The 14,364-nt window shown below is 71.7% G+C and carries 14 protein-coding genes; 9 read left to right on the top strand and 5 right to left on the bottom strand.

What is annotated here, in order from left to right; translation table 11 throughout:
• Positions 1-9: 9 nt before the first annotated feature.
• Entirely contained in the window at positions 10-2,514 is a 2,505-nt protein-coding gene (locus ABRP24_RS12865; protein WP_349847805.1) for a TIM-barrel domain-containing protein, read from the top strand.
• 131 nt (positions 2,515-2,645) lie between these two features.
• On the opposite strand, the gene ABRP24_RS12860 is transcribed toward ABRP24_RS12865, so the two are convergent.
• The 4 genes from ABRP24_RS12860 to ABRP24_RS12845 form a co-directional block, all read right to left on the bottom strand.
• Positions 2,646-3,692, bottom strand: coding sequence for a LacI family DNA-binding transcriptional regulator (locus ABRP24_RS12860; RefSeq protein WP_214520756.1), 1,047 nt, complete (start codon positions 3,690-3,692; stop codon positions 2,646-2,648).
• Positions 3,693-3,760: 68 nt separating this feature from the next.
• Complete coding sequence (locus tag ABRP24_RS12855; protein WP_027464836.1) at positions 3,761-4,474, bottom strand: GAF and ANTAR domain-containing protein; 714 nt, start codon at positions 4,472-4,474, stop codon at positions 3,761-3,763.
• Positions 4,471-5,184 (bottom strand): GAF and ANTAR domain-containing protein, encoded by a 714-nt coding sequence (locus tag ABRP24_RS12850; RefSeq protein WP_301630017.1) that lies wholly within the window; start codon positions 5,182-5,184, stop codon positions 4,471-4,473. The genes ABRP24_RS12855 and ABRP24_RS12850 overlap by 4 nt, the downstream gene beginning before the upstream one ends.
• Positions 5,177-5,965 (bottom strand): helix-turn-helix transcriptional regulator, encoded by a 789-nt coding sequence (locus ABRP24_RS12845; protein ID WP_349847804.1) that lies wholly within the window; start codon positions 5,963-5,965, stop codon positions 5,177-5,179. Before ABRP24_RS12845 ends, ABRP24_RS12850 begins: the two co-directional genes overlap by 8 nt.
• Positions 5,966-6,314: 349 nt before the next feature.
• Here ABRP24_RS12845 and ABRP24_RS12840 point away from each other — a divergent pair, with 349 nt between their 5' ends.
• From ABRP24_RS12840 to ABRP24_RS12825, 4 genes are all read left to right on the top strand, one after another.
• Entirely contained in the window at positions 6,315-6,482 is a 168-nt protein-coding gene (locus ABRP24_RS12840) for a hypothetical protein (RefSeq protein WP_349847803.1), read from the top strand.
• Complete coding sequence (locus ABRP24_RS12835; RefSeq protein ID WP_349847802.1) at positions 6,476-7,516, top strand: helix-turn-helix domain-containing protein; 1,041 nt, start codon at positions 6,476-6,478, stop codon at positions 7,514-7,516. The genes ABRP24_RS12840 and ABRP24_RS12835 overlap by 7 nt, the downstream gene beginning before the upstream one ends.
• Before the next feature lie 134 nt (positions 7,517-7,650).
• The gene (locus tag ABRP24_RS12830) at positions 7,651-8,760 is read left to right on the top strand and encodes an acyl-CoA desaturase (protein WP_110864824.1); all 1,110 of its coding nucleotides are present in this window, start codon (positions 7,651-7,653) and stop codon (positions 8,758-8,760) included.
• Positions 8,761-8,764: 4 nt separating this feature from the next.
• Positions 8,765-8,986, top strand: a complete 222-nt coding sequence (locus ABRP24_RS12825) for a cold-shock protein (protein ID WP_307858961.1) — start codon at positions 8,765-8,767, stop codon at positions 8,984-8,986.
• Between the two features lie 616 nt (positions 8,987-9,602).
• Here ABRP24_RS12825 and ABRP24_RS12820 read toward each other — a convergent pair.
• Positions 9,603-10,286: a hypothetical protein gene (locus tag ABRP24_RS12820; protein ID WP_110865654.1), complete on the bottom strand. Its 684-nt coding sequence runs from the start codon at positions 10,284-10,286 to the stop codon at positions 9,603-9,605.
• 198 nt (positions 10,287-10,484) lie between these two features.
• Between ABRP24_RS12820 and ABRP24_RS12815 the strand changes: the two genes are divergently transcribed.
• From ABRP24_RS12815 to ABRP24_RS12800, 4 genes are read left to right on the top strand one after another with little or no spacing between them, the layout of a single operon-like run.
• Positions 10,485-11,000 carry an N-acetyltransferase gene (locus ABRP24_RS12815; RefSeq protein WP_071246381.1) on the top strand — a complete coding sequence of 172 codons (516 nt, stop codon included), beginning with the start codon at positions 10,485-10,487 and terminating at the stop codon, positions 10,998-11,000.
• Entirely contained in the window at positions 10,997-11,668 is a 672-nt protein-coding gene (locus tag ABRP24_RS12810) for an HAD-IA family hydrolase (RefSeq protein ID WP_349850027.1), read from the top strand. Before ABRP24_RS12815 ends, ABRP24_RS12810 begins: the two co-directional genes overlap by 4 nt.
• A gap of 29 nt (positions 11,669-11,697) precedes the next feature.
• A complete protein-coding gene (locus tag ABRP24_RS12805; RefSeq protein WP_371836754.1) occupies positions 11,698-13,446 on the top strand; it encodes an AMP-binding protein in 1,749 nt (582 codons plus the stop codon).
• Between the two features lie 27 nt (positions 13,447-13,473).
• Entirely contained in the window at positions 13,474-14,334 is an 861-nt protein-coding gene (locus tag ABRP24_RS12800; protein WP_349850029.1) for a hypothetical protein, read from the top strand.
• Positions 14,335-14,364 lie beyond the last annotated feature (30 nt).

Below are 14,364 nucleotides of genomic sequence, written 5' to 3'. Positions count from 1 at the left end.
AGGCACCACGTGAGCAGCAGCACCACCGGCAGCAGCACCGCCGGCACCGCCGGCACCACCGGCACCACCGGGGCGGTCCTCCCCACCATCCGTCCGTTCCCGGGTTCGGACCCGGTCGCCGACCCCGCAGCCGTCGTCACCGGCGACCACTGGCGCATCACCGTGCTCGACGCCGGGGCCTTCCGCATCGAGTGGAGCGACGACGGCGGGTTCGAGGACCGCGCATCGACCTTCGCGATGCGCCGCCGCCTTCCCGTACCGGCGTTCACCGTGGAGCGGACGGCCGACGCCGACGGCTCCGGCGCCGCCGGCCTCGTCGTCACCACGGACCGCGCCCGCCTGCGCTACGACGGCCGTCCCTTCAGCCCGAGCGGCCTGGTCGTCGAGACCACCGGCCCGGACGCCAACCGCTGGCGCTGGGGGCAGGAGCCGCGCGACCTCGGCGGCACCGGCCGCACCCTCGACGACGTCGACGGCCGGATGCCGCTCGAACCGGGGATCCTGGCCCGCGACGGCATCACCGCGCTCGACGACAGCGAGTCGTTCCTGTTCGCCGACGACGGCTGGATCGGCACGCGGGTCCCCGGGCGCCGCGACGTCACGGTCTTCGCGTACGGCCGCGACTACGACGCTGCGCTCCGCACGTACCACGCCGTCTCCGGGCCGCCGTCGCGGATGCCGCGGTGGGCGCTCGGCAACTGGTGGAGCCGGTACCACCCGTACAGCGACACCTCGTACCTCGAGCTGCTGGACCGCTTCGCCGACGAACACCTGCCGTTCTCGGTCGCCGTCATCGACATGGACTGGCACCGGGTGGACTCCGTCCCGCTGCGCTTCGGCAACGGCTGGACGGGGTACTCGTGGGAGCCGTCGTTGTTCCCGGACCCGCGGGCCTTCCTCGCAGAGCTCCACCGCCGGGGGATGCGCACGACGCTGAACCTGCACCCGGCCGACGGCGTCCGGGCGTTCGAGGACGCCTACCCCGCGGTGGCGCGGGCGATGGGCGTCGACCCGGAGACCGAGCAGCCGATCGCGTTCGACCCGACGGACCGGCGGTTCCTGCAGGCCTACTTCGAACAGCTGCACCGCCCGCTCGAGGAGCAGGGGGTCGACTTCTGGTGGATCGACTGGCAGCAGGGTCGTGAGACCGGGCTGCCCGGGGTCGACCCGCTGTGGCTGCTCAACCACTTCCACCTGCTCGACTCGGCGCGGCACGCGGCATCGGGGGACTCCGACGCAAGGGGTGACGACGGCGCGGACACGGCCTCGGCCCCGGCTCCCGTCGACGGCATGACCTTCTCGCGCTACGCCGGCCCCGGCAGCCACCGGTACGCCGTCGGGTTCTCCGGCGATGCCGTCGTGTCGTGGGCGTCCCTGGCGTTCCAGCCCGAGTTCACCGCCACCGCCGCGAACATCGGCTACCCCTGGTGGAGCCACGACATCGGCGGCCACACCCGTGGCGTCCGCGACGACGAGCTCGCCACCCGCTGGGTGCAGTTCGGGGTGTTCTCACCGATCATGCGCCTGCACTCCGCGAACAACCCGTTCATCCGCAAGGAGCCGTGGGTGTTCCCCGCCGAGGCCCGCGCCGCGATGGGCGAGGCACTCCGCTTCCGTCACCGCCTGGTGCCGTACCTGCACACCATGAACCACGGCACCGCCGAGGGCACCGCGCTGGTCCGGCCGATGTACCACCTGGAGCCGCGCCGCGACGAGGCGTACCGGGTGCCGAACACCTACGCGTTCGGTTCGGAGCTGCTCGTCGCCCCGATCGTGACGCCGCGCGACCCGGTCAGCCGGCACGGGGTCGCCCGGGCCTGGCTGCCGCCCGGCACCTGGACCGACGTCTTCACCGGCACGGTGTACGCAGGTGACCGGTTCATCGACCTGCACCGCACGCTCGACACGGTGCCGGTCCTGCTGCGCGCCGGTGGGATCCTGCCGCTCGCGGCGGCCGACCAGCTCGACGCCACCGTCAACCCGACGGCGTTCGAGGTCCTCGTCGCGCCGGGTGCGCCGGGTGACTTCACCCTGGTCGAGGACCACGAGGGCGAGGGCAGCCGCACCGCCAGGACCCGCCTGACCTGGGACCCAGCGCACGCCGAGTTCCGGGTGCACGCCACCACCGGGGCCCTCGACGTCGTTCCCGCCCACCGCGACTGGCGGATCACGTTCCTCGCCGCGCCGGCCGACGGGCAGCCGACGTCGGCACGTGCGGCCGACCGGTTCTCGGTCGACCTGTCCGTCGACTCGGCGTCGGGCGGATCGGTCACGCTGGTCGGCGCTCCGGTCGTCGGCGTCGACGCGCGGGAGGCCGCGCGGCGGGTCCTCGAGGGCGCGCAGGCCGGCAACCCGGAGAAGCTCGAGGCGTGGGAGGTCGTGGCGAAGGACCTGCCGCGTGCGGACCGCATCGTCGAGCTCGGCACCGTCGGGCTGCCCGACGCCCTGCGGGACGTCGTCGTCGAGCTGCTCGGCAGCGTGCACCCGGGGGAGTCGGCTCCCGCAGGCCGCTGACGGCACGCGACGGGGGAAAAGGCGGACGGGCGCGGCTCGCTCAGCAGTGTCGCGCCAGCGGCACGCGGGCCGCGCCGACCGAGCCTGCGAGGGAGGGGTGGCCGCACCGCCACGGGCCTCCAGTCCGCCGTTCACGCGCGCTGGTGCGCCGCCCGGTCGGACGTGCCGTCCGCGTACGGCGCGCTCTCGCCGACGAGCAGGCGGTGGCCGACCGTGACCAACCGGCCGGGGACGTCGGAGCCGTCCATCCGCTCGACCAGCAGGTCGAGCGCGGTCCCGGCGAGGGCGACCGTGTCGGGCGCGACGGAGGTCAGGCTCGGCACCAGGCTCGACCCGAGTCCGACCGCGTCCCACCCGACGACGGCGACGTCGCCGGGGGCGTCCAGGCCGCGCAGGCGCATCGCCCGGAGCGCCCCGAGCGCGGCCAGGTCGTCGCGGCAGAGCAGACCGTCGACGCGGAGTCCGGCGTCGAGCGCGGCGCCGAAGGCGACCTCGGCGCCGGCGGCGTCACCGACCTCGCGGGGGACCAGCAACGCGTCGTCGAGCGGCAGGCCCGCGGCGACGAGTCCGGCGCGGTAGCCGTCCAGACGCAGTCCGGAGGTGCGCGACGACGGGCCGGTCTCGTGCCCGAAGAACCCGATGCGGCGGCAGCCGAGCGCCACGAGGTGGGCGACGGCCTCGGTGGCGGCCCCGGCGTTGTCGATGACGACCTGGTCGGCGTGCGGGGGCCGGACGTCCTCGCCGAGGAACACCACGGCGGTGTCCCCGCGGATCCGGTCGATGGCCTCGGGCGTGAGCACCTGCGGGTGGATCACGACCCCGTCGACCACACCGGCCTCACGTCCCCGCACCGCTGAGCGTTCACCGTCGGGGTCGCCGCCGGTCTCCTCGAGCAGGAGCTGGTAGCCGCGGTCGGCGCACACCCGCGAGAACACGTGGGCCAGTTCGGCGAAGTACGGACGCCGCAGGTCGGGGAACGCGAAGGCGAGCATGTTCGAGCGTCCGGTCGCCAGGGACCGGCCCGAGACGTTGGGGCGGTAGCCCAGCTCGTCGATGGCGGCCTGCACTCGGCTGCGCATCGGGTCGCTGACGTGCTGGTAGCCGCGGACGACGTTGGACACGGTCTTCATCGAGACGCCGGCGTGCGCGGCGACGTCCTGCAGCGTGACCTTGCCCATCCGCTCACCGTAGCGGGCGGGACTCGCCGGACGCGTCGGACCGGCCGGGCCGTGCTCGCTCGTGGTCGTCAGGGGACGAGTCGGCGCTGCACGATCGCGCGGGCGACCTCGGAGAGCGGCTCGTGGTGCTCGAGCGCGTACCCGCGGATCACCGCGAAGGCGTCCTCGATCGAGACGCCGCGCAGGTACGACACGACGCCCTTGGCCTGCTCGATCACCTCGCGCGACCCGATGGTCCGCTGCAGCTGCGCGCGGACGATCTCGTGCTCGCGCAGGGACCGTTCGTGCAGGATGCCGATCGTCGCCACGTCCGCCAGGGCCCGGGCGACGCGCAGGTCCGACTCCGCGAGGGCACCGACGCCGGCCCCGAACAGGTTGAGCGTGCCGATGACGTTGCTCCCCAGCCGGAGCGGGACGGCGTGCACGGACCGGAACCCGAGCGCGAGCGCACCCGTGCGGAACATCGCCCAATCCGCCGGTGCGACCTCGATGTCCGGGCACGTCACGACCCGTCCGGTCGCGAACGAGGTCATGCAGGGGCCGGCCTCGGCGTCGAGCTGCAGCACCTCGACGAGACGGGTCGCCTCGGAGGTGGAGGCCACGACCTCGAGCTCCTGGTCGTCGTTCGCCAGCAGGATGCCCGCGGCGTCGATGCCGAGCACGTCGGCGCACGTCTCGACCAGGGTCTGCAGCAGTTCCACGACGTCGTACGCGTCCACCAGGGTGTCGGCGAGCGACGTGAACGTCTCGAGGATCCGGGCTTCTCGGCCTGCCGTCGTCACTGGACCTCCTCGATCAGGTCGCCTCGCTTCTCGAACCGGACCGTGCCGTCGAGGATCTCCTCCGCCACCCGCCGCATCGTCGTCCGGCGGGCGAAGGCGTGGCCCTGCAGCAGCAGGTAGGCGTCCTCGGGGCTGATGTCGAGCTGCGCGAGCACGACCCCGGTGGCCTGGTGCACCACGCGCCGCGACGACGGGCTCCGATCGAGCAGTGCGTCGTCCTCGTCCGCGATGGAGCGGAGTGCCCGGCGCAGGACCCGACGGCTGACGGCCGAGGCGAGGGTCATCGCCTGCCGCACCGTGTCGTCCTCGATCGTCGCGGGCTCCGGCACGTACACGTCGATCGCGCCGAGCGGGAACGGCCCGAAGGCGACCGGGAACGCGAACACCGCGCCGACGGGTTCGCTCCGAACGGCATCGTTGAAGGCGGGCCACGCGGCGTTCGGACGCTGCACGAGATCCGTCTCCAGCACCGGGGCATCGGTCGCGAGCGCGGTCCAGCACGGTCCCTCGGACAGGTCGAGCTGGATCTCGTCGACCCGGGTGGCGACCTCGTCGGTCGCGGACACGGTCTCGCTCGGGCACAGTTCACCGAACGTCGAGATCGAGACACCGCCCATCGGCAGCGCGAGCGCGAACGGCCGACTGAGTTCGTCGTCGGCGATCTCCGCCGACCGGAGCGCACGGAGTGCACGCTCGAATGCGTCATCCATGGGCGCCTTCCCTGCCGTCTCTCGATCCTACGCGCTGGGCGGTGTCGGACGATCCGGACGGCGCAGGCACGTTCGGCGGTGGGCCGGCGCGCCAGGCCGGCAGCTCTGCGGGCGGGTACGACCCCTGCTCGTCCTGCACCCGGAGCATCGCATCGAGGGCGACGAGGCTCACGCCCGGGGTCTCACGCACCACCGTCCGCACCGCGTTGCCGAGCAGGAACGCCATCAGGTCCTCGCTGCCCCCATCCGGTCGGTAATCACGCCACGGCCCGGCCCCCGCGCGTTGCAGGGCACCGGCGAGCACCGCCTTCGCGTCGTCGACGTCGACCTCGCAGTCGAGCACCAGGCGGAAGCGTCGCTGGCTCCGGTCCGACAGGCTCGGTGCGCCGTCCTCGTCGTCCTCGGGCACGAAGGAGCGCAGCGCCGACGACGGCGCGATGCCGTACGCCGCGCGGAACGCCGCAGCCATCCGGCCCGCGTTGCTGAACTGCCAGCGCTCGGCGATCTCCGCGATGGTCCGCCGGTCCGGCGCACCGGACGCCGCCTGCAGATCGCGACGGACCCCCTCGAGGCGCACGGCGCGCAGGAAGGTTCCCGGGGACTGTCCGATCTCGGCCTGGAACCGCTTCTGCAGGCTCCGCGGCGACAGCTGCACGGCCGCGGCGACGTCGGCGACGGTGATGTGGGTCGCCGCCTGCTCGTGGACGAACCGCATCGCATCCCGGACCGCACGCGAGAGTCGGGGCGGGCCGTCCTGGGTCGCGCTGCTCCCGTCGCTCATGTGCCGACCGTACGGGACCCGCCGATGGCGCGCTCCCAGGGCTCCGATCGAGGCCGCGGATGGTCCACCTTGCGCGGTACGAAGTCAACCCCTGACATGACCGGAATCGTCCTGTCGATACTGAAAGTGTCTCGTGCACCGCCGTCGAAATCGGTGCGCCACATCGAACCGGCAGGGAGGGCGCGATGGGACACCGCCAGGGATCCACGACCGTGATGACCGAGGCCGCCGTCTGGCAGCAGGTCGTCCACAGCGATCGGATCCGTGCGCTCGCCGCGACGGACCCGACGGACATCCGTGTCCAGCCGGTCGACGCCGGGTGTTGGCGGGTCGTCGACGCCGCAGCTGCATGGGGGACCCGGACATGCTCCTCGGCTTCATCGAGCGCACGGTGGACGGTTTCGACTGCACGCTCATGGCGGCGCTGCACGAGCACGACCGGCGAGCGAGCCTGCAGGACGCCCGCGCCTGGTTCGAACACCGCTGCGGACAGCACGTCGACGAGGCACCGTGCTGACCGCGGTCCACGGGACCGACGGCGCCCGGACCGTCACCGCGAGGATCGACGCGCAGCGACGCCGCACCGAACGATCCGGTACCGACCGGGCCTTCGCCGCACGCGTGCTCGCCCAGGCCGGGCACGGCCGTGACGTGCGGTTCGACGTCGAGGACGACGCCTTCCGGCTGCCGTTCCGGTTCCGCTACCGGACCCGCCGCGACGGTTGCGTGAGCCTCGTCACAGCGTCGACGACCTCCGGCTTCTCCGGGGTCTTCGAGCCCATCGACCGCATCGTCGTCGGGTGGTCGAGCACCGGCGGTGTCCACATCGCCGTCGAGGACGGCGTCGTCCTCGAGGCCCGCCCCGGCACGCCCGTCCTGATGCCGACGGCCGGGGAGTTCTCGGTGCGCGCCCCGAAGGGCACGCTGCAGCTCGTGAGCATCGACCGGTCGCTCCTCGACCAGGTGCGCTCGTCGCTGGGAGCAGCGTCCGAACTGCCGACGCGGGGTGCTGAGCCCGCCGTCGCGGCCCTCGAACACCTGCGCCGGTGCGTCGAGCAGGTGGCCGTCACCGCGACACGCGACGGGTTCACCTCCGGCGCCCGGACCGCCGCGCAGGTCGCGCTGGTCGAGGCCGTGCTCGGAGCCTTCGGGGTGCGGACGCCCGCGGTCCTCCGCCGTGCTGTGACGCCGTCGACGGTCGAGCTCGCCGAGGCCTACCTCGAAGGACACTGCGAGCGGACGTTGTGCCTGGCCGACATCTGCGATGCCGTGGGTGTGAGCCCGCGGACCCTACAGACGTCCTTCATGCGGGAACACGGCGTCTCGCCGATGACGTTCCTGCTGCGGATGCGGCTCGACCGGGTGCACGCGGTGCTGGAGTCCGGCAGCCGGCACGAGACCAGTGTGAGCGAGGCCGCGATGGACTGGGGCTTCCGGCACCTGGGGCGGTTCTCGGGGACGTACTTCCGTCGGTTCGGGGAGTACCCGGGGCAGACGTTGCGTGCATCGTCCGGTCGGTGCGCGGACGGTCCGGAGCGCCACGCGGGCTGAGTTCGTGCACGACGCAACGTGTTCTGGACACCACGGTGAACACGCAAGTTCGGCCCCTAGGGTCGCCGCAAGCGCAATCGCGTGAACTCCCTCGAACCGGTTGAAGGACCGATCCGTACCGGAAGGCGGTCCACATGACCACCACTCCGCTCGCTCCGGGTTACACCCGCACTCGTCCCGCTACGGGTGCCCGCAAGGGCACCTCGACCTACTCCGCGCTCCTGGCGCAGGTGAAGGAGAACGGCCTCCTGCGCCGTCGTACCGGTTTCTACTGGGCACTGTTCGGCGCACTCGTCGGCAGCCTCGCCCTCACCTGGGTCGCGTTCGCGTTCCTCGGCGACTCGTGGTTCCAGCTCATCGTGGCCGGTGCGCTGGGCGTGCTGTTCACACAGTTCGCGTTCCTGTCGCACGAGGCTGCGCACCGTCAGGTGTTCGAGTCCCAGAAGTGGAACGACCGCGCGGGCCGCTGGCTCGGCACGTTCCTCGTGGGCCTGAGCTACTCGTGGTGGATGAACAAGCACACGCGTCACCACGGCAACCCGAACACCGTCGGCAAGGACCCGGACATCGCCCCCGACGGCATCCGGTTCCTCCCCGAGGACGCCGCCGCCGTCAAGGGCGGCGCGATGAAGACCTTCATGCGCTTCCAGGGGTGGCTCTTCTTCCCCCTCCTGACGCTCGAGGGCCTGAACCTGCACCGCTACGCCGTGATGTCGATCGTCACCGGCAACGGCACCAAGGCCGACAAGAAGCACCGCCTCATCGAGGGCGCCCTGCTCGTGGCGCGTTTCGCGATCTACCTGACGGTCGTGTTCTGGTTCCTGCCGTTCGGGATGGCGTGCGCGTTCCTCGGCGTGCAGCTGGCCGTGTTCGGCGTGATGATGGGTGCTTCGTTCGCCCCGAACCACAAGGGCATGCCGACCATCGCCCACGACGCCAAGGTCGACTTCTTCTCCCGTCAGGTGCGCACCTCGCGCAACATCCGTGGCGGCTGGTGGGTGTCGTTCCTGATGGGCGGGCTGAACTACCAGGTCGAGCACCACCTGTTCCCGTCGATGCCGCGTCCGGCGCTGAAGCAGGCCCGTCTGCTCGTCCGTGACCACTGCGACACCCTCGACGTGCCCTACACCGAGACCACGCTGCTGCGTTCCTACGGCATCGTCGTCCGGTACCTCAACCGCGTCGGCCTCGCCGCCCGCGACCCCTTCGCGTGCCCCATGGTCGCGCAGCTGCGCATCCACTGACGCCGTGCTGACCGCCATGCCGACGGGCACCGTCAAGTGGTTCGACCACAGCAAGGGGTTCGGCTTCATCCACCCCGATGACGGGTCCCAAGACCTGTTCGCGCACTTCTCCAGCATCGTCGCGGCGACCGGCTCCCCGCCGCTCGCCCAGGACGACCACGTGCAGTACGAGATCGGGCCCGGCAAGAAGGGCCCGCAGGCGGACAACATATCGATCATCCGCTGATCGGCACCACCACGAGCAACGCCCCGACCGGTCCGGTCGGGGCGTTGCTCGTTGCTCGTTGCGCGAGTGGCCGCGGCCGACCGAGTCTCGCCCTGCCGGACAGACGGCGGCTGCCGGTACCCGCAACGTGACCGCGGAACCGATTCTCGGCAACGGCCCGCGCCCCCGCCTGCGGGCTGGGCTGTGTTTCGCGCTGAGCGACAGTTCTCGCGAACGTGAGCGCGTGGGGTGTCGCCCAGCCCGTGACGACGGCGGCCGCCGGCCCGGCGCGCGACGAGACGGACGGGAGGCCCGGTGCCAGCTGGCGCCGGGCCTCCCGTCCGCCTGTGCGCCCGTTCTTTCCCATCGCGCGCGCGTTGGTTCGCAAGAACGGGCGTACCTGGTCGAAGGAACCCACCAGGTACGCCCGGTTCCACCAGGTACGCCCGGTTCCACCAGGTACGCCCGGTTCCACCAAGAACGCCCGGTTCTGCCAGGTACGCCCGGTTCCACCAGGTACGCCCGGTTCTGCCAGGTACGCCCGGTTCCACCAGGCGCACGACGCTCGGCGCGCAACGCAAGTCGGCCCGGACCGCGCTGCTGCGTGGTCCGGGCCGATTTGGTGTTGCGGCAGGTGTTACTTGATCTGGGCGGTGATGGTGGCGGTGCCGACGAGGAGGCCACGCTTGACGGCGTCGGTGCCGAAGGTCTTGTTCAGGAGGCCGGCGGCGTCTTCGGAGATGTGGACGGTGGTGCCGGTGAGGATGGCGTTGTCGCCCTCGAGCTGGAGGGGCTTGAGGGAGCCGCCGTGCAGCTCGAACAGGAACGCGTTGGCCGCGGCGACCTTGCCGTTGACGAGGACGTCGCCGTAGAGCTTGGACGAGCCCGGGTTCACGACGAAGTTCTCCAGCGTGACGGTGGTGTCGCCGGCCTTCAGGGTCAGACCCGAGTCGTCGTGGTTCAGCAGGCCCTGCACGTAGGGGCGGTAGTTGCCGTCGGGGGACCAGTAGGTGACCGACCCGGCGGTGATCGGGAACGACACCGACCCGTCGGCGAGGGTCGCATCGCCGGAGACGCCGGGGGTGAGCTTCAGGGCGGTGAGGGCGTCGGTGAAGCCGGAGTCGAGCTTCACGGCGGTGGAGCCACCGAGGACCTCGGGGACCGAGGCGACGGGTGCGGGGATCTTCGACTCGGACGAGGAGGACACCGTGTGCACGTTCGGGGTCGCGGCCTGGGCGGAGGAGATCCCGAACGCGGCACCGCCGAGGACGAGGGCGCCGGTCGTGGCGAGGGTGATGGAGGTCTTGAGGCTCTTACGCATCGTGATCAGTCCTTTGCTGTTGTCGCGCTCGGCGCGGCTGCTGTGTGCGCGCCGAACACACCCTTGGTGGGGTGGAGAACCAGCGATGTGCGGCTGGTGAGCGCTCCGGGTGTTTCCCGGTCGTTGCAGGTGATTCGGCGTCGTCCGCCAGACGGATTGGAACGAGTTCTCCGGGCCTGTCGCCCCTAGGCTCGGGTCATGCGGGGAACAACGATCCGACCGACCACGGAGGACGACTGGGAGTCCGTCCGGGCACTGCGGCTCGAGATGCTCCGGGACACCCCGAAGGCGTACGGGGAGCGGCTCGCCGACGCGGAGCGGCTGCAGGAGCGTGACTGGCGTCGACGCGGCCGCCGTGAGCACGACGTCGGCGGGACCACCCTCGCCGCGATCGACGCCGACGGCCGGTGGCTCGGGACGATGGGGGTGTTCGTGCCCGGCCCCCGGGTCGGGCCGCTCCTGGTCGGCGTCTACGTCGCACCGTCGCACCGGGGTCGCACCGCCGGTGTCGCCGATGCGCTGCTCGACGAGATCGAGGTGTGGGCGGCTGCACACGGGTCGGCACTTCGGCTGCACGTGCACGAGGGGAACACTCGTGCGCAGGCCTTCTACGCCCGACGTGGCTACGAGCCGACGGGTGCGACCGAGGCGTACGTCCTCGAACCGAGCGAACTCGAGGTCGAGATGATCCGGCAGCTGCGGGGATCGCTGTGAGCGGCGGGACGGCCGGGGCTGCCGGGCCCGTCGTGCGGTGGCTGCTGTCCGACGTGGGCGGCGTCCTCGAGCTCGTCGACGACGCCGCCTGGCCCGGACGCTTCCGGGCGCGGTGGGCCGAGCGTCTCGGGATGACGACGGACGACTTCTCCGCTCGCCTCGTCGCGGCCGACCTGCCCGACGCCTCCCGTCGGACCGGCGTCGTCGACCGGTACTGGGGCGCGATCGGTACGGCGCTCGGGCTGGGGGCCGATCAGCTCGCCGTCATGCGGGCCGACTTCTGGGATGCGTACTGCGGAACCCTGAACCAGCCGTTGTACGACTTCCTCGCCGGACTCCGCGGCACGATCGGCCTCGCGATCCTGTCGAACTCGGGCGATGGTGCTCGAGAGGAAGAGGAACGGCGCTTCCGGTTCTCGTCGGTGTTCGACCCGATCTGCTACTCCCACGAGATCGGTGTGAACAAGCCCGATGCCGACGCGTTCCGGATCACCCTCGAGCGCCTCGGGGCGGACCCGGACGAGGTGTTCTTCGTGGACGACGTACCCGAGAACATCGAGGCCGCACGTGCGCTCGGCATGGGGGCGCACCTGCACGTCGACACCGACGAGACGATCCGGGTGCTCGGTGCGGTCGTGCGGGGGAGCGGCCGGGCGACCGGGCGCTGACGGCGGTCTTCGTGAGCATGCCGAGACGGATGCGGCATGATCGGTCCGTGCCTGATGTGAACCCGACCGCCGCGTACCGTGCCGCCCGCGACCAGCTCCTCGCCGCGGACTCTCCCGAAGCGGCACGCGCCGGGTTCCGCTGGCCGGACGTCGGCGACACGTTCAACTGGGCGACCGACTGGTTCGACGTCATCGCGACCGACAACAACCGCACCGCGCTCTGGATCGTCGAGGAGGACGGTCGTGAGCAGCGGCTCAGCTACGCCGACCTGGCCGCACGGTCCGATCGGCTCGCCGCGCGCCTGCACGGCTTCGGCGTGCAGCAGGGCGACCACGTCCTCGTCATGCTCGGCAACCAGCTCGAGCTCTGGGAGACGATGCTCGCCGTGATCAAGCTCGGTGCGGTCATCCTGCCGACGTCGACCATGCTCGACACCGCGGACCTGCAGGACCGCGTCGACCGGGGCTCCGTGGCGCACGTCGTCACGAACCGGAGCGAGACGCACAAGTACGACGACGTCCGCGGGTCCTTCACGCGCATCGTGATCGGCGGTCCCGCTGACGGGTGGACGGAGTACCCGATCGACCTGGGCGAGCCCGCTCCTGCCGACGAGGTCCGTCCCCACGTCGTCACCCGCACGACCGACCCGTGCCTGGTCTACTTCACGTCCGGCACGACGTCGAAGCCGAAGATGGTCGTGCACACCCAGACGTCGTACCCGGTCGGACACCTCAGCACGATGTACTGGCTCGGAGTCCGGCCCGGTGACGTGCACCTGACGATCAGCTCGCCCGGGTGGGGCAAGCACGCCTGGAGTTGCTTCTTCGCGCCGTGGATCGCCGAGGCCACCGTGTTCATCCACAACACGGCGCGCTTCGACCCCGCTGCACTCCTCGCGCAGCTCGAGCGGGCCGAGGTCAACACGTTCTGCGCGCCGCCGACCGCGTGGCGGATGATGCTGCAGTCCGACCTCGGCGTGAAGCCGCGGGCGCTCCGCGAGCTCATCTCGGCCGGCGAGCCGCTCAACCCCGAGGTCATCGGCCGGGTCGAGGCGGCGTGGGGCCTCACCATCCGCGACGGGTACGGGCAGACCGAGACGACGGCGATCATCGGCAACGCCCCTGGTGCCGCCGTGACGCCCGGCGCGATGGGCAAGCCGCTCCCCGGTGTGACCGTGACGCTGCTCGACCCCGTGTCCGGCGAACCGGGCGACGAGGGTGAGGTCTGCCTCGACCTCACCGAGCGGCCCGTCAACCTGATGGCCGAGTACCTCGGCGACCCCGACCGCACGGCCTCGTCGATGCGCGACGGCTTCTTCCACACCGGCGACATCGCCGTCCGCGACGGAGACGGTGAGCTGACCTTCATCGGTCGCACCGACGACGTGTTCAAGTCCTCGGACTACAAGGTGTCGCCGTTCGAGGTGGAGAGCGCCCTGCTGGAGCACCCGGCCGTGGCCGAGAGCGCGGTCGTCCCGGCCCCTGACGACGCCCGTCTCAACGTCGTCAAGGCGTACGTCACGTTGGCCACCGGATGGGAGGCGTCGGCCGACACCGCCAGGCAGGTCCTGGAGTACGCACGCACGGCTCTCCCCGCCTACGCGCGCGTCCGCCGCGTCGAGTTCGCGGAGCTCCCGAAGACCATCTCGGGCAAGATCCGCCGCGTGGAGCTCCGGGAGCGCGAGGAGCAGTCGGTGAGCAACGGCACGCGCGCCGAAGGGGAGTGGCGCGACGACGAGTTCCCCGGCCTCCGCGCACCCCGCCCGCAGGCGAGCTGACCCGCACGGGCACCCAGGGCTCGACACGTGGAACTGATCAAGGACGTCTCGCGGGGCGACTGGTTGCTGGCCCGGGCCGGCCCGTTCGCCACGTTCGGCGGCGTCGCGGGCACCGGGTTCGAGGCGTACGCCCGGATCCTGCACCCGCTCCGAGCGGATCGCGAGGACCGGACGACCGTGGACGAGTACGACGAGCACCCGGTCCTCGAATCGACCGAGTGGCGCTGGGCCGACGTCGCCGAGCGCACCCGTCGGACGATCGACCCGCTCGTGTCGTGGCAGACGCTCAGCGGTCGGGACGACGAGTCGGACCTGCCCTTCGAGGACGGCTGGGTCGTCCATCCACCCGAAGAGGGCTGGTACGAGCCGAGGCAACTCGCCGCGCTCACCGAGCTCCTCGCCGAGGCGACGTCGACCCCGGACGACCTGGTCGGGGCGATCTGGGACGGATGGGGGGACCTCAACGGCACGTCGACGTTGGGCTTCGGGTGGCAGGGGAGCGGCGAGCCGACGGCGGCCGAGCGCGTTGAGATGCAGGCGCACATCGACCGGAGGCAGGCGCAGCACCGGCGGGAGCAGGCTGCGCTCCGGGAGTCGCTCGCGGGTCCGCGCTTCCTGTGGCCGGCTCGCGAGTGCTTCCTGCTCTCCATGTCCCTGCCGCAGCTCAGCGACCCGTCCTGGACGGACGACGCCCGCGTCGGCACGTACGTCGGCTTCGGGCACACCCCGCAGATGCTCTGGCCCGAGGGGCACGAGTGGGTGCTCGCCACCGAGATCGACTGGGACTCGACGATCGTCGCCGGGTCGCGGTCGCTCGTCGACGCGATCCTCGCCGATGCCCGGTTCGAGGCGTACGAGGTCGACGCGGACGCTTCCCTGTCCTCGTGAGGGCCCGAACAGGAGCGATGCAGCCCGGCC

The organism is Curtobacterium sp. WHRI 8282 (assembly GCF_040223925.2).
GTDB lineage: Bacteria > Actinomycetota > Actinomycetes > Actinomycetales > Microbacteriaceae > Curtobacterium > Curtobacterium flaccumfaciens.
Note: the sequence above shows the minus strand (reverse complement) of the source record. Positions and strands in the feature narration are given on the sequence as shown.